Here is a 15,625-nt window from a genome sequence, read left to right as displayed (position 1 = left end):
TCCATGCTGCTTTCCGGCAAGGGCAAACACCGTCGTCCCTCCAAGGCCACCCGTGTCATCACGCTGACGAGCGTCGCCGGCGTCGCCGTGGCCGCCCCGCTGATGGCCGCGGGCACCGCTTCCGCCGCCACCGCCTCCGAGTGGGACCGCGTCGCGCAGTGCGAGTCCGGCGGCAACTGGTCCATCAACACCGGCAACGGTTACTACGGCGGCCTCCAGTTCTCCCCGTCCACCTGGGCGGCGTACGGCGGCACCGCCTACGCCTCGCGCGCCGACCTGGCCTCGAAGTCCCAGCAGATAGCCGTCGCCGAGAAGGTCCTGGCGAGCCAGGGCAAGGGCGCGTGGCCGAGCTGCGGCGTGGGCCTCTCCGGCGCCGCGTACACCGGCTCCTCCTCGTCCTCCTCCTCTTCCTCCTCCTCGGCGTCGTCCTCCTCCTCGGCGTCGTCCTCCTCCTCTTCCTCTTCCTCGTCGTCCTCGGCGAGCAAGAGCACCGGCTCCGGCAGTGCCACCGGCTCGATGACGCCGAAGCGCTCCACCGAGCAGCCGACCACCCGCGGCACCCAGCGCCAGGCCCCGCAGAGCACCCAGCAGGCCGCTCCGAAGGCCGCCCCGAAGGCGACGGCCAAGAAGACCGTCACCACCCCGACCGGCAAGACGGTCAAGAAGGGCGACGGCGAGTACAAGGTCGTCTCCGGCGACACCCTCAGCAAGATCGCCCAGGCGCACGGCGTCAAGGGCGGCTGGCAGAAGCTGTTCAAGCTGAACAAGGACGTCGTCACGGACGCCGATCTGATCTACCCGGGCCAGCAGCTCCACCTGAAGTGAGCCGTCCCCTGGCGCGGTGAGCCGGCGGTCCGGTGACGCGGTGAGCCGGTGAGCCGGTGAAGTCGGCGAGCCGTCGGGCCGTCGGGTCCTTGAGCCCTTGAGTGCTTGAGTCCGAGCGTCTGTGAGTCGATGAGCCTGTGGGCCGTCCTCTCGCGTGAGCCCCACCTCACACGAGCGGCCACCTCGCGCGGGTTCGGCGACTGTCCCCCGTGGTGACCCCGTGACCCCGTGACTCCGTGACCCCGTGACTTCGGGACCCCAGGACCCGGTGATCCGGCGGTCCCCCCCCCGAAACCGGCCCGGAGCGTGCGCTCCGGGCCGGTTTCGGCCCTTCCGTACCGATCGGTAACCCAGGGGATTCCTCCCCATGTGCATGCCCCCGGGTCCTTTTTCGTCTTAGCGGGCGGGCGCCCGGTGGCCCCGGCCGCCGCGCCGGTTAGGCTCTTGTCGCAAGGCGAACGAGACCTTGCCGCATGCGTCACACCCAGCGTCACATCCCAGAAGGAGATGCTCGTGCCGTCCATCGACGTCGTCGTAGCCCGGGAAATCCTGGACTCCCGAGGCAACCCCACCGTCGAGGTCGAGGTCGGCCTCGACGACGGCAGCACCGGCCGTGCTGCCGTTCCGTCGGGCGCCTCCACCGGTGCGTTCGAGGCTCTCGAGCTTCGCGACGGTGACCCCAACCGCTACCAGGGCAAGGGTGTCGAGAAGGCCGTCCTCGCGGTCATCGAGCAGATCGGCCCGGAGCTCGTCGGCTACGACGCCACCGAGCAGCGCCTGATCGACCAGGCCATGTTCGACCTGGACGCCACCCCGGACAAGTCGTCGCTCGGCGCCAACGCCATCCTCGGCGTCTCGCTCGCCGTCGCGCACGCCGCCTCCGAGGCGTCGGACCTCCCGCTCTTCCGCTACCTCGGCGGCCCGAACGCGCACCTGCTGCCCGTTCCGATGATGAACATCCTGAACGGCGGCTCGCACGCCGACTCCAACGTGGACATCCAGGAGTTCATGATCGCGCCGATCGGCGCGGAGTCCTTCTCCGAGGCCCTGCGCTGGGGCACCGAGGTCTACCACACCCTCAAGAAGGTCCTGAAGGACAAGGGTCTGTCGACCGGCCTCGGCGACGAGGGCGGCTTCGCCCCGAACCTGGGCTCCAACCGCGAGGCCCTCGACCTCATCCTCGAGGCCATCAAGCAGGCCGGCTACGTGCCCGGCAAGGACGTCGCGCTCGCGCTCGACGTCGCGGCGTCCGAGTTCTACAAGGACGGCGTGTACGAGTTCGAGGGCAAGTCCCGCTCGGCCGCCGAGATGACCGAGTACTACGAGGAGCTGGTCGCGGCCTACCCGCTGGTCTCCATCGAGGACCCGCTGTTCGAGGACGACTGGGCCGGCTGGAAGGTCATCACCGACAAGCTCGGCGCCAAGGTCCAGCTCGTCGGCGACGACCTGTTCGTCACCAACCCGGAGCGCCTGGCCCGCGGCATCGAGGAGGGCTCCGCCAACGCCCTCCTGGTGAAGGTCAACCAGATCGGTTCGCTGACCGAGACCCTGGACGCCGTCGAGATGGCCCAGCGCAACGGCTTCAAGTGCATGATGTCGCACCGCTCCGGCGAGACCGAGGACGTCACCATCGCCGACCTGGCCGTCGCCACCAACTGCGGCCAGATCAAGACCGGCGCCCCGGCCCGCTCCGAGCGCGTCGCCAAGTACAACCAGCTCCTGCGCATCGAGGAGATCCTCGACGACGCCGCGGTCTACGCCGGCCGCAGCGCCTTCCCGCGCTTCAAGGGCTGATGCCCCGGGCGGGCCGATGACCTCGCCCCGGCGGGCCGAACCCCCGTCAGGGCCGATCTTCGGCTCGCCGCCTCCGTCCGTCCCCGCACCCGGTCCCGTACCGTGTGCGGGGACGTACGTTTGACCGGCACGCACCGCGCCGGCACGCGCGCGTGGGAGCACGGGCGCGCGACCGTACGCGACGCGCGTGACCGTACGCGGCGGACCGCGACGGGCACGGACGGATGGGGAGACGCAGGACATGGCCGTGAAGGACCGGGACCGGTTCTCGACCGCGACCCGGATCAGGCTGCTCGGCGAGCAGACCGCCGCCCGTGTCTACCGCTCCCAGACCCGCCGTCAGGCCCGCCGCTCCCGGCTCACCGGACGCGCCGCCTTCCTCGCGCTCGTCGTCTGCTCGCTGGTGGTGGCGCTCGCGTACCCGATGCGGAGTTACGTGTCCCAGCAGGGCGAGATCGCCGACCAGAAGCGCAAGGCCGCCGAGGCCGCCCGCCGGGTCGAGCAGCTGCGCGACGAGAAGGCCCGTCTCCAGGACCCGGCCTACATCCGCCGGCTGGCCCGCGAGCACCTGCACTACGTGCGGCCCGGCGAGACCGGCTTCACCGTGAACGACCCGGACGCGGCGGACCGCCCGCGTTCCGAGCGGGGCGCGGACGACCGCCCCTGGTACGACAACCTGTGGGACGGCGTGGACAACGCCGACCGCCACTGACCCGACCGCACGACCGACGAACAAGGCAGACATGGACACGCCCCCTCCGCAGACCGAACGCACCGAGCCCACCGCCCTGGACGTCGCCGCCTTCGAGGCCCAGCTCGGCCGGCCGCCCCGCGGCCTGCGCGCCATCGCGCACCGCTGCCCCTGCGGCAACCCGGACGTCGTCGAGACCGCGCCCCGGCTCCCCGACGGCACGCCGTTCCCCACGACGTACTACCTGACCTGCCCGCGCGCCGCCTCCGCCATCGGCACCCTGGAGGCCAACGGCGTGATGAAGGAGATGCAGGCCCGGCTCGCCACCGACCCGGAGCTGGCCGCCGCGTACCGCGCCGCGCACGAGGACTACATCGCGCGCCGCGACGCCATCGAGGTCCTGGAGGGCTTCCCGAGCGCCGGCGGCATGCCCGACCGGGTCAAGTGCCTGCACGTGCTCGTCGGCCACGCGCTGGTGGCGGGCCCGGGCGTGAACCCGTTCGGCGACGAGGCCCTGGCGATGCTGCCCGAGTGGTGGGCGAAGGGCCCGTGCGTCACCCCGTGCGCGGAGAAGGCCGAAGGGTCCGGGACGGCCGGGCAGGGCGAGCAGGCCGAGGCGCCGAAGGGGTCCGCGGAATGACCCGGGTCGCCGGCATCGACTGCGGTACGAACTCCATCCGCCTCCTCGTCGCGGACGTCCACCCGGAGACGGGCGAGCTGATCGAGCTGGACCGGCGGATGACGATCGTCCGGCTCGGCCAGGGCGTCGACCGGACGGGCCGGCTCGCGCCCGAGGCGCTGGAGCGGACCTTCGCCGCGTGCCGCGAGTACGCGGCGGTCGTCAAGGAGCTGGGCGCCGAGCGGCTCCGCTTCGTGGCCACCTCCGCCTCGCGCGACGCCGAGAACCGGGACGAGTTCGTCCGCGGTGTCGTCGGGATCCTGGGTGTCGAGCCCGAGGTCATCACCGGCGACCAGGAGGCCGAGTTCTCCTTCACCGGCGCCACCGGCGAGCTGCCCGGCGACGACCGGCGGCTGGTCGTGGACATCGGCGGCGGCTCCACCGAGTTCGTGGTCGGCGTCCGGCACGTGGAGGCCGCCCGGTCCGTGGACATCGGCTGCGTACGCCTGACCGAACGGCATGTGCGCCACGACCCGCCGACCGCCGACGAGATCGCGGCGATCCGCGCCGACGTCCGGGCCGCGATGGACCTGGCCGCCGAGAACGTGCCGCTGACGGAGGCCGGGACGCTGGTCGGCCTGGCCGGCTCGGTCACCACGGTCGCCGCGATCGCGCTGGGCCTCCCGGAGTACGACTCCACCAAGGTCCACCACTCCCGGATCTCCCGGGCCCAGGTGGACGAGGTGGTCGCCCGGCTGCTCGGCTCCACCCACGACGAGCGCGCCGCCATCCCGGTCATCCATCCGGGCCGGGTCGACGTGATCGTCGCGGGCGCGCTGGTCCTCGCCGAGATCATGGAGCGCACCGGCGCCACCGAGGTCGTCGTCAGCGAGCACGACATCCTCGACGGGATCGCGCTCTCCGTGGCGTGACCGTTCCCCTTTTATAGGGCTGCTTCCACAGGGCTGCTTCTCCCGGGCTTAGGGCTGCTTCTCCAGGGCTGCCCGCGGAACCGTCCCGCCCGGCCGCGTGACGTCGTCCCGTTCTCACGCGCGCCGGGCGGTTCCGCGTTCCGGCCCCTCGGCGGCCCTCCGAGTCAGCCCGCCGAGACGGCCCGCCGAGGCCCTCCGGGGAGTCCGGAGGGTGGCCTCGCGGTCACCATGCGGCACCGCTATGCGTCGCATAGCGGGTGGCTATGAGTGCCTGTGAGGGGCCTGCGGGCGGTGCGGAAGAGGGCCGAAAGGGGCCCATGAGGGGTGCTTGGCGACGTCCTGTCGAAAAGGGTCGTGAAGTTCTTCACAAGAGAAAGGGTCCTCTAGGGGCCTGTGGAGGGACTTTGGTCCCTCCGGGGGGCTGTCCGGGGCCCTTTCGCAGGCGCGCACGCATCTTCGCTCATTGATTCCATCGTGTGAACGCACCCTGTCATTCAGCGTGAAGGAAAGGCCTCCGGACCAGTTCACAGGGGGTGGACAACGATCAACCGGAGCCCCCGGTTCCTTTGCTGGAACATGACATCGGTCACGTGGGCGGCGGAGTGTAGCAGAGGTACCCGACAACCTTGTGAAGGGGCTCACGAGGTACCCCCTCCCGCGGGGTGGATACTCGATGCCATGAGCACCACGGAGCGTCCCAGGATCCTCGTAGTAGGCGGCGGGTACGTAGGACTGTACGCAGCTCGGCGCATCCTGAAGAAGATGCGCTACGGCGAGGCGACCGTCACGGTCGTCGACCCCCGGTCGTACATGACCTACCAGCCCTTCCTCCCCGAAGCCGCCGCCGGCAGCATCTCGCCGCGCCACGTCGTCGTCCCGCTGCGACGCGTCGTGCGCGGAGCCGAGGTGCTCACCGGCCGGGTCACCACCATCGACCAGGACCGCAAGGTCGCGACGATCGCGCCGCTCACCGGCGAGTCGTACGAGCTGCCGTTCGACTACCTGGTCATCTCGATGGGTGCCGTCTCCCGTACCTTCCCGATCCCCGGCCTCGCCGAGCAGGGCATCGGCATGAAGGGCATCGAGGAGGCCATCGGCCTGCGCAACCACGTCCTCGAGCAGCTCGACAAGGCCGACTCGACGACCGACGAGGAGATCCGCCGCAAGGCGCTGACCTTCGTCTTCGTCGGCGGTGGTTTCGCCGGTGCCGAGACCATCGGCGAGGTCGAGGACATGGTCCGCGACGCGGCGAAGTACTACACCAACGTGAAGCGCGAGGACATGCGCTTCGTGCTGGTCGACGCCGCGGACAAGATCCTTCCCGAGGTCGGCCCCAAGCTCGGCCAGTACGGCAAGGAGCACCTCGAGAGCCGCGGCATCGAGATCTACCTCCAGACCTCGATGGACTCCTGCGTCGACGGCCACGTCGTGCTGAAGAACGGCCTCGAGGTCGACGCCAACACGATCGTGTGGACCGCCGGTGTGAAGCCGAACCCGGCGCTCGCCCGCTTCGGTCTGCCGCTCGGCCCCCGCGGCCACGTGGACACCTCCGAGAAGCTCCAGGTCCAGGGCATGGACTACGTCTGGGCCGCCGGCGACAACGCCCAGGTCCCGGACATGGTCGGCCGCGACGCCGGCAACCCGAACGCCTGGTGCCCGCCGAACGCGCAGCACGCCCTGCGTCAGGCCAAGGTCCTCGGCGACAACGTCGTGTCCGGCATGCGCGGCTTCCCGCAGAAGGAGTACCGCCACGCCAACAAGGGCGCCGTCGCGGGTCTCGGCCTGCACAAGGGCGTCGCGATGATCGTCATGGGCAAGATGAAGATCAAGCTCAAGGGCCGTCTCGCCTGGTACATGCACCGTGGCTACCACGGCATGGCGATGCCGACCTTCAACCGCAAGATCCGCATCTTCGCCGACTGGACCCTGGGCATGTTCCTCAAGCGTGAGGTCGTCTCCCTCGGTGCCATGGAGACGCCGCGCGAGGAGTTCTACGAGGCGGCCAAGCCCGCCCCGAAGCCGGCCGCCCCGGCGCAGGAGCCCGCCAAGGCTTCCTGACCTCGCGTCATACGCCTGAAGTACCCGTAGTACCCCCGAAAGGGCCGTCCGCCATCCGTGGTGCGGACGGCCCTTTCGTTGTGTCCGTTCGTATGTTTTTACGGACGCGTTGCGTTCGGACGGGAGTGAATCGCCTACCGACGGTGTTCCCCTGGTGACACGCATTTCTGGGGCACGGGATCACGGAGGTGTTGCACCATGGCCGACGCCGCATCACGGCTGACCGCCCTCGCCGAGGACGTCCTGGGAGCCAGGCTCCCGGTACGGCTGCGGGCCTGGGACGGCAGCGAAGCCGGACCTGCGGGCGGCCCCGTACTGATCATCCGCGAACGCCGCGCCCTGCGCCGGCTGCTGTGGAAGCCGGGGGAGCTGGGTCTCGCGCGCGCCTGGGTGGCCGGCGAGATCGACGTCGAGGGGGATCTGTACGAAGTCCTGGACAAGCTCGCCGGCGCGATCTGGGAGCGGGGGGACGACACGCGGAGCGCGCTCGACGCCGTCCGCGATCCGAAGGTACGGGCCGCGGCCCGCGCGCTGCTGAAACTGGCCGGTCCGCTGCCACCGCCGAAGCCGCCCGTCGAGGAGGCGCGCGGGCGCAGCGGGACCCGGCACTCCAAGCGCCGCGACAAACAGGCGATCAGTCACCACTACGACGTGGGCAACGAGTTCTACGAGCTGGTCCTCGGGCCCTCGATGGTCTATTCCTGCGCGTACTGGGACCTCGACGGCCCCGCCGGGACCCTGGAGGACGCCCAGCGCGACAAGCTCGACCTGATCGCCCGCAAGCTGCGGCTGAAGGAGGGCGACCGGCTGCTCGACGTCGGCTGCGGCTGGGGCTCGATGGCCATCCACGCGGCCCGCGAGTACGGGGTCAAGGTCGTCGGCATCACGCTGTCCCGCGAGCAGGCCGCGTTCGCCCGCAAGCGGGTCGCCGAGGAGGGTCTCGCGGACCGGGTCGAGATCCGGGTGCAGGACTACCGGGAGGTCCCCGACGGGCCGTTCGACGCCATCTCGTCCATCGGCATGGCCGAGCACGTGGGCGCGGTCCGGTACCGGGAGTACGCGGACATCCTGTACGGGCTCCTCAAGCCGGGCGGACGGCTGCTCAACCACCAGATCGCGCGCCGCCCGGAGCCCGACGAGGCCGCGTACCACGTGGACGCCTTCATCGACGCGTACGTCTTCCCGGACGGCGAACTCGCCCCGATGGGCCGCACCCTCGCGACCCTGGAGGACGCGGGCTTCGAGGTGCGCGACGTCGAGGCGATCCGGGAGCACTACGCGCTGACGCTGCGCCGGTGGGTGGCCAACCTGGAGCGCGAGTGGAGCACGGCGATCCGGCTGACCTCGCCCGGCCGGGCGAGGATCTGGCGGCTCTACATGGCCGCGTCGGCGGTCTCCTTCGAACGCAACCGGATCGGCGTCAACCAGTTCCTCGCGGTGAAGACGCCGGGCTCGGGGGCCTCGGGGATGGCGCTGCGGCCGCGCGAGTGGACCGAGACCGGGACCGGGACCGGGACGGCCGCCCGTACGAGGACCGAGGAGGCGGCAGCGGCCGAGGCGTGAGCCCAAGTGCGCGGGAAAGGTAGCCGGTTCGGGGGACGGCCGCGTTCAGGCCCTCCGGGTCCGGGGTAGGCGGGGTGCCGGTGCGTACCGGCACCCCGCTTTCCCGTGGGCCGGTGCGTCCGTCCGTACCGCGACCGTCTCGTAGGGGGAACCGTGCGCCGTCGACCCGCCACCCGTCCGCCGCTGGCCCTGGCCGCCGCCACCATCGCCACCACCGGCCTGCTCGCCCTGTCCGCGGTCCCGGGCAGCGCCGCGCCGGCGGAGCTCGCGCCCGCGGAGCCCGAGGCCGCGGCGGTGACCACCACCGCCACCTTCAACGACCCCGGCGGCGACGCCGGTGCCCGGAACCGGATCCGCGATCACCTCGTCGACCTGGTGAAGCGGGCGGAGAGCGGCTCCACGATCAGCGTCAGCATGTACACCTTCACCGACGACGACGTCACCGCCGCGCTCGCCGCCGCCACGGCGCGCGGGGTCGGCGTCCGGGTCCTCCTCGACCACACCACCCTCACCACCTCCGGCGGCGAGTACGACGCCCTCGCCCGTGCGCTCGGCACCGACCGTACGAAGAACTCCTGGGTGTACGCCTGCCCGGCCGGCCGCGGCTGCCTTGGCGACCGGCGGCTGCCGAGTGACCCGGACGGGGCCATCAACCACAACAAGTTCTTCCTCTTCTCCGCCACCGGCGGGGCGAAGAACGTCGTCGTGCAGTCCTCGGCCAACCTGACCGGCGTCCAGCGCACCGACCTGTTCAACAACGCCGTCACCATCGTCGACAGCGGCCTCTACGGCGTCTATCAGGACTACTTCGCCGACCTGCTGTCCTACGGCACCGCCGGGGCCGGCCTCGACCACTACTACAAGACGCCGGCCAGCGGCCCGTACAAGGCCTACTTCTTCCCGCGCAAGGAGGCCCCGGGCACCGCATACGACGCCGACGCGAGCACCGACACCGTCAAGCTGATCCTCGACAACGTCGACTGCGCGGGCGGCACCCAGGTCCGGATGGCCGCCAACCTCTTCACCCGCCGCGAGGTGGCGAGCAAGCTCGTCGACCTGAAGAACGCCGGCTGCGGCGTGTATCTCGCGCACGACGGCACGCCCGGCTCGACGGGCGCGGGTGTCGAGTCGATCCTGTCCGGCAGGCTCACCCGGCGGGTGCAGTGCTACGAGGACCGGGGCGCGGACACGGCCAAGGCCGGGCTGCACTCCAAGTACCTGATGGTGGAGGGCACGTACGCCGGGGTGCCCGGCAGCAAGCTGGTGTGGACCGGCAGCCACAACTACTCGTACCCGGCGCTGCGGGCGAACGACGAGACGCTGCTGAAGATCGACGTGGCGGCGCTGTACGACCAGTACCGGGCGAACCACGACCGCCTGATGGAGTACTGCGCGGGCGGCTGAGCCCCGTACGCGCGCGTACCCGCGAAAGGCCGGCGGGCCGGGTCCCTGGTGAGGGACCCGGCCCGCCGGCCGTCCGTACAGCGGAGGAGCTACTGCGCCTTGATGGCCTGCAGCATGTTCAGCTTCGCGGCGCTGCGGGCCGGCCACAGGGAGGCCAGCACGCCCACCAGTCCGGCGAGCAGCAGGAAGATCCCGACCCGGCCCCACGGCACGACCAGCGCGTAGTCCGGCAGGCTGCCCTTGATCGTCTCGCCGACCGCCCAGCCCAGGAACGAGCCGAGGCCGATGCCGACGACCGCGCCGAAGAGGCTGATGACCACGGCCTCCAGACGGACCATCCGCTTCACGCGGCGCCGGTCGAGACCGATCGCGCGCAGCATGCCGATCTCCTGCTGCCGCTCGAAGACCGACATCGCCAGCGTGTTGACGACACCGAGGACCGCGATGAGCAGGGCCATCGCCAGCAGGCCGTACATGATGTTCAGCATCATGCCGATGGCGCCGCTGAAGGTGTCACGGATGTCCTTCTTGTCCATCACCGTCATCGCCGGGTTGTCGCCGAGCGACTTCATCACGGCCTTCTCGGCCGCGTCCGACGGGCCGCCGTCCATCTTGACGAGGATCTGCGGGATGTACGGCTGGGTGTCGTGCGCGTTGAGGACCTTGGCGTCCACGATGATCGGCGAGACGAAGTCGCTGTCCGCGTAGACCGCGCCGACCGTGACCTCGCCCTTCTTCTTGTCGGCGAAGGTGACCTTGACGGTGTCGCCGACCTTCCAGCCGCGCTTCTTCGCGGTCTTGTCCTCGACGCCGATCTCGCCCTTCGCGAGGGAGTCGAGCGAGCCCTCCGTGACGTCCAGCTTGAGCACCTTGCCGATGGCGTCCGGGGCGACACCGGAGACGGACGCGAAGCCGCCCTTCTCCAGGTCGAACCAGCCGGCCTGCTGCGGCGAGACCGCGGTGGCCCCCGGGGTCTTCGCCACGGCGTCCAGGGCGGCCTGGCTGAGGCCGTCGCCGCTGGCCATGGCGATCATGTAGTCGGCCTTGATCTGGTCGGTGGTCGCCCGGTCCATGGCGCCGCCGGCCGAGGCGCCGACCACCGAGAGACCGGTCACCAGGGTGAGGCCGATGGCGAGCGCGGAGGCGGTGGCGCCGGTGCGGCGCGGGTTGCGGACCGCGTTCTGGCCGGACAGCTTGCCCGCGACACCGAACGCGTTGAGCAGCGGACGGGCGAGCGCGATGATCGGGCGGGACAGCAGCGGGATCAGCACGATCACGCCGAGGAGGGCGAGGAACGCGCCGCCGGCGATGAACGTGCGGCCGTCGCTGCCGCCCTTGCCGGCGCCGAGGACGACACCGACCACGCCGAGCGCGGTGAGGATCGCGCCGATGGTGTTGCGGACGACCAGGGACTTGGTGGTGGCGACCGCGTGGACGCTGCTCATGGCGGCGACCGGCGGGATCTTCGCGGCGCGGCGGCCCGGCAGCCAGGCGGCCAGCATGGTGACGAGGACGCCGACGGCGAGCGCCGAGACCAGCGGAGTGGCACCGATGACCAGGTTGCCGGCCGGCACCTTCAGCTCGAACGCGGCCATGGCGGAGCGCAGTCCGGCGGCGAGGCCGATGCCGAGGCCGAAGCCGATCACGGAGGCGACCAGGCCGACCAGACCGGCCTCCGCGAGCACGGAGCGGGTGATCTGCTTGCGCGAGGCGCCGACGGCGCGCATCAGCGCGAGTTCCTTCGTGCGCTGGGCGACCAGCATGGTGAAGGTGTTGGAGATCAGGAAGATGCCGACGAAGAGCGCGATGCCGGCGAAGCCGAGCAGCATCTGATTGAGCGTGCCCATGCTGGACTCGATGTCCCGGGCCTGCTCGTCGGCGAGGTCCTGACCGGTCTTGGCGTCGGCGGTGTCGCCGACGAGCGGCTTCACGGCGGCCAGGATCTTGTCCGCGTCGGCGCCGGACTCGGCGCGCACGGTGATCTCCTGGAAGGTGTCCGGCTTCGCGAAGAGCCGCTGGGCGACCTTGGTGTCGAACAGGACGAGGCTGCCGCCGGCGCTCACGGCGCCGTCCTCGGTGGTGAACACACCGGTCAGGGTGTACGTCTTGACGGGCCCGGTGGTGGCCACCCGGACCCGGTCGCCGACCTGGTAGCCGCCCTTGGTCGCGGTGTCCTGGTCGAGGGCGATCTCGTCGTCCGCGACCGGGCCGGTGCCGGAGGCGAACGCGAACGAGGCGTCCTTGCCGTCCTTGCCGGCGACGAAGTTGGTGCCCTTGTTGGACCAGCCGACGCCGATCAGCTTGCCGTTCTTGTCGGGCACGCCGGCGAAGCCGGTGACGCGGCCGGTGACCTCGGCGACGCCGTCGAGCGCGGCGATCTTCTGCCGGGTCCGCTCGGACAGGCCGGAGGAGGCCGCCGGGTCACCCGTGTTCAGCGGGGCGGTGACGGCGACGGCGACGTCGTCGTAGCTCTTGGCGGACTGGTTGCGGAAGGCGGCGGAGAGGGTGTCGGTGAAGACGAGGGTGCCGGAGACGAAGGCCACGCCGAGCATGACGGCGAGCACGGTCATCAGCAGCCTGGCCTTGTGCGCGAGCACATTGCGCAGGGCGGTGCGGAACATGGGAGGTCCTGAGTCCTGGGTCCTGGGTCCCGAATCCGGAATCCGGAACGGAAGGGGTGACGGGGGTACGAGGAGGGGAGCCGGGCGCGGGGGAGCGGCGGGAACGGGGCGGGGCCGGGCCGCGGGGGCCCGGCCTGGCGTCCGGTCCGGCTTCGCTCGGCCGGCTACGGCTCCTGGCTCAGCTCGTACGGCCCTTGGCGTCGAACGCCTTCATGCGGTCGAGCACGTCGTCCGCCGTCGGGTGGATCATCTCGTCGACGATCCGGCCGTCCGCGAGGAAGACGACGCGGTCCGAGTAGGCGGCGGCGACCGGGTCGTGGGTCACCATCACCACGGTCTGGCCGAGCTCGCGCACCGAGTTGCGCAGGAAACCGAGGACCTCGGCGCCGGAGCGCGAGTCGAGGTTTCCGGTCGGCTCGTCACCGAAGATGATCTCGGGCTTGGAGGCCAGCGCGCGGGCCACGGCCACCCGCTGCTGCTGGCCGCCGGAGAGCTGCGAGGGGCGGTGGGACAGCCGGCCGGACAGACCGATCATGTCGATGACCCGCTCCACCCACTCCTTGTCGGGCTTGCGGCCCGCGATGTCCATCGGAAGGGTGATGTTCTCCATCGCGGTCAGCGTCGGCAGCAGGTTGAACGCCTGGAAGATGAAGCCGATCTTGTCCCGGCGCAGCTGGGTGAGCTGCTTGTCCTTCAGGTTGCCCAGCTCGGTGTCGCCGATCCGGACGGAGCCGGAGCTGAACGAGTCGAGGCCGGCCACGCAGTGCATCAGGGTCGACTTGCCGGAGCCCGAGGGGCCCATGATCGCGGTGAACTCGCCCTGCCGGAAGTCGACGCTGACGCGGTCGAGCGCGACCACCTGGGTCTCGCCGTGTCCGTAGACCTTGGAGAGGTCGGTGGCACGTGCGGCCACCGCGGTCGAGCGGGGCACGGTGGGAGTGGTGGTCACGGCGAGGACTCCTGTCCATCGGGGTCAATCCGGCTTGTTCGGGAACCACTCCATCGTGTCGAGCGTTAGAGCCCGGATCGTCCGTCCACATGCCCGTTCCTGGGGCAGTCTGGAGTCGCACCGCGCGGGTGGCCCCTCCTCCTGAGGTATGACAGGAACCCTGAGACGTGATCAAGGGGCGCACCGCATGCCGTGATCACGGGCGAGGGGCGGAAGACCGGCCCCGGGGGCCCGGCCCGGCGGGGCCGAGGTGACAAGGTCGTCCCGGGCGGGCGGCGAGTTTCCGTCAATCCGAAGGCGACGACTTTGCTGCCGCGATCCCTGTTCCCCTTCGCCAGGGGCCTCCACCTGTGCTGACGCACCCTCAGCTGTCAATAAAATAAGACAACATCGGGTAGCGGTTCCTCTGATCGAGCGACGCCGCCCCGATAGGCTCGTGTGCCAACGCGGGGCTTCGCGCCACGCCCGGATGGTGGAATGCAGACACGGCGAGCTTAAACCTCGCTGGCCTTCGGGCCGTACCGGTTCGAATCCGGTTCCGGGCACATTCCCCGACCGACACACCTCGGGGCATCTCGGGTCACTCGTACCGCCGTCGTACCTCCTCGCACCGCTCCCTGGCTCCCCCTTCAAGGGGGAGCCTCGGGGGAGCTCCGCTGCTCGATTCGTGATGAAGATCCTCCCGCAGCACGAGAGAGTTTCTTTTGCCTTCGCATTACTCTGGTCGCAGTGCCGCGCCGTGCGGCCATGGAGGAGTGAGATGAGGAGCAGCAACCCGGTCTTCTCGCGACGGGGGTTCAGCCGCGACAACGGCTCCGCGGGCTTCGGGCCGCAGCAGTCGCAGGCCGGGGGCCCCGCCGTCGGAACGACCCCGTACCCCACCGGCAACCCCTACGCCGAGGGCACCGCGAACCCGTACGGGACCAACCCGTACGCGACGCAGGACACCCGGTTCGGCGCCCCGCAGCAGGTCCGCGGCGACGTGATGACGATCGACGACGTGGTGAGCCGCACGGCCATCACGCTCGGCACGGTCGTGGTCACCGCCATCGCGTCCTGGCTGCTGCTGCCGGTCGACCCGGCGAACATCAACAAGTCCTACGGCATCGCCATCGGCGCCGCGCTCGTCGCGTTCGTGCTGTCGCTGGTCCAGTCGTTCAAGCGCCGGCCCAGCCCGGCCCTGATCCTGGGCTACGCGGCCTTCGAGGGCGTCTTCCTCGGCGTGATCTCCGCCGCCGTCTCGACGTACATCGCCGACGGCGTGGTCACCCAGGCGGTCCTCGGCACCATGGCGGTCTTCGCCGGCGTGCTGATCGCCTACAAGATGCGCTGGATCCGCGTCACCCGCCGCTTCTACGGCTTCGTGATGGCCGCCGCGATGGGCTTCGTGCTGCTCATGGCCGTCAACCTGCTGTTCTCGCTCTTCGGCGGCGGCGACGGCCTGGGCTTCCGCTCCGGCGGCCTCGGCATCGTCTTCGGCATCATCGGCATCATCCTCGGTGCCTGCTTCCTCGCCCTCGACTTCAAGCAGGTCGAGGACGGCATCACCTACGGCGCTCCGCGCGAGGAGTCCTGGCTGGCCGCCTTCGGTCTGACCATGACGCTGGTGTGGATCTACCTGGAGGCGCTGCGCCTCCTGTCGATCCTTCAGGGCGACGACTGACCCGCCGCGTCCCCATGAGCGGGGGAGGGGCCCGTCCGGCAGCCGCCGGGCGGGCCCTTCCGCGTCACGGGGTGTTCCGGGGGCGGTTCGGGGGCCGTTTGGCGGGGGGCCGGGCGGGGCGCATAGGGTCGGCCGGGTGCGCGATACGACTGAACTGACCACCGCCGCGGAACGCTTCGCCGACCGGCTGCGGGCCGCCCCGCAGAGCCGCCTGCAGCGCGGGGCCGCGGCGGAGGGCCTGGCGCTCGCCAGGGAACTGGCCGACCGGGCGCAGCGGCTGGAGTTCCCGGACCGCGAGCCGCGGACGATGCCCGACGCCGGCGTCTTCGCGGTCGCCGACCAACTGGCGGTCGCCGCCGCGGATCTGGCCGAAACACTCCGCACGGCCCCGCCCGGGGCCCCTGAGGGGGCGCTGGACGAGGCCGTGCGGCTGGTACGGGAGGCGGAGGCCCGGGCAGGGCTCTGAGGTCGTGAGCGGGGCTCCTGGGGGCCGGAGCGAGGCCCTG

Annotated in this window: 12 protein-coding genes and 1 tRNA gene; 11 read left to right on the top strand and 2 right to left on the bottom strand. The window is 70.9% G+C overall.

The window, feature by feature from the left end; translation table 11 throughout:
- Positions 1-3 precede the first annotated feature (3 nt).
- The 8 genes from ABZ693_RS25675 to ABZ693_RS25640 all read left to right on the top strand — a co-directional run bounded on the left by ABZ693_RS25675 (position 4) and on the right by ABZ693_RS25640 (position 9,886).
- Positions 4-825 (top strand): transglycosylase family protein, encoded by an 822-nt coding sequence (locus ABZ693_RS25675; RefSeq protein WP_359881595.1) that lies wholly within the window; start codon positions 4-6, stop codon positions 823-825.
- A gap of 513 nt (positions 826-1,338) precedes the next feature.
- A complete protein-coding gene (gene eno, locus ABZ693_RS25670) occupies positions 1,339-2,619 on the top strand; it encodes a phosphopyruvate hydratase (protein ID WP_359881592.1) in 1,281 nt (426 codons plus the stop codon).
- A gap of 241 nt (positions 2,620-2,860) precedes the next feature.
- A complete protein-coding gene (locus ABZ693_RS25665; RefSeq protein WP_359881589.1) occupies positions 2,861-3,331 on the top strand; it encodes an FtsB family cell division protein in 471 nt (156 codons plus the stop codon).
- Positions 3,332-3,362: 31 nt separating this feature from the next.
- Entirely contained in the window at positions 3,363-3,950 is a 588-nt protein-coding gene (locus ABZ693_RS25660) for a DUF501 domain-containing protein (protein WP_359881587.1), read from the top strand.
- Entirely contained in the window at positions 3,947-4,861 is a 915-nt protein-coding gene (locus ABZ693_RS25655) for a Ppx/GppA phosphatase family protein (RefSeq protein WP_359881585.1), read from the top strand. The genes ABZ693_RS25660 and ABZ693_RS25655 overlap by 4 nt, the downstream gene beginning before the upstream one ends.
- A 678-nt stretch (positions 4,862-5,539) precedes the next feature.
- A complete protein-coding gene (locus tag ABZ693_RS25650; protein WP_359881582.1) occupies positions 5,540-6,919 on the top strand; it encodes an NAD(P)/FAD-dependent oxidoreductase in 1,380 nt (459 codons plus the stop codon).
- 198 nt (positions 6,920-7,117) lie between these two features.
- Positions 7,118-8,482, top strand: a complete 1,365-nt coding sequence (locus ABZ693_RS25645; protein ID WP_359881579.1) for a class I SAM-dependent methyltransferase — start codon at positions 7,118-7,120, stop codon at positions 8,480-8,482.
- 153 nt (positions 8,483-8,635) lie between these two features.
- On the top strand, positions 8,636-9,886 hold the full coding sequence (locus ABZ693_RS25640; protein WP_359881577.1) for a phospholipase D-like domain-containing protein: 1,251 nt from the start codon (positions 8,636-8,638) through the stop codon (positions 9,884-9,886).
- An 89-nt stretch (positions 9,887-9,975) separates the two neighbouring features.
- On the opposite strand, the gene ABZ693_RS25635 is transcribed toward ABZ693_RS25640, so the two are convergent.
- Positions 9,976-12,507 (bottom strand): ABC transporter permease, encoded by a 2,532-nt coding sequence (locus ABZ693_RS25635; protein WP_359881575.1) that lies wholly within the window; start codon positions 12,505-12,507, stop codon positions 9,976-9,978.
- A gap of 178 nt (positions 12,508-12,685) precedes the next feature.
- Positions 12,686-13,456, bottom strand: coding sequence for an ABC transporter ATP-binding protein (locus tag ABZ693_RS25630; RefSeq protein WP_359881572.1), 771 nt, complete (start codon positions 13,454-13,456; stop codon positions 12,686-12,688).
- Between the two features lie 463 nt (positions 13,457-13,919).
- On the opposite strand from ABZ693_RS25630, the gene ABZ693_RS25625 reads away from it, so the two are divergent.
- From ABZ693_RS25625 to ABZ693_RS25615, 3 genes are all read left to right on the top strand, one after another.
- Positions 13,920-14,001: transfer RNA gene (locus ABZ693_RS25625), tRNA-Leu, on the top strand.
- A gap of 215 nt (positions 14,002-14,216) precedes the next feature.
- On the top strand, positions 14,217-15,119 hold the full coding sequence (locus tag ABZ693_RS25620; RefSeq protein WP_359881569.1) for a Bax inhibitor-1/YccA family protein: 903 nt from the start codon (positions 14,217-14,219) through the stop codon (positions 15,117-15,119).
- Between the two features lie 136 nt (positions 15,120-15,255).
- The gene (locus ABZ693_RS25615) at positions 15,256-15,585 is read left to right on the top strand and encodes a hypothetical protein (protein ID WP_359881566.1); all 330 of its coding nucleotides are present in this window, start codon (positions 15,256-15,258) and stop codon (positions 15,583-15,585) included.
- Positions 15,586-15,625: the final 40 nt, after the last annotated feature.

It is taken from the genome of Streptomyces laurentii (genome assembly GCF_040635425.1).
GTDB classification, from domain to species: Bacteria; Actinomycetota; Actinomycetes; order Streptomycetales; family Streptomycetaceae; genus Streptomyces; species Streptomyces laurentii.
Note: the sequence above shows the minus strand (reverse complement) of the source record. Positions and strands in the feature narration are given on the sequence as shown.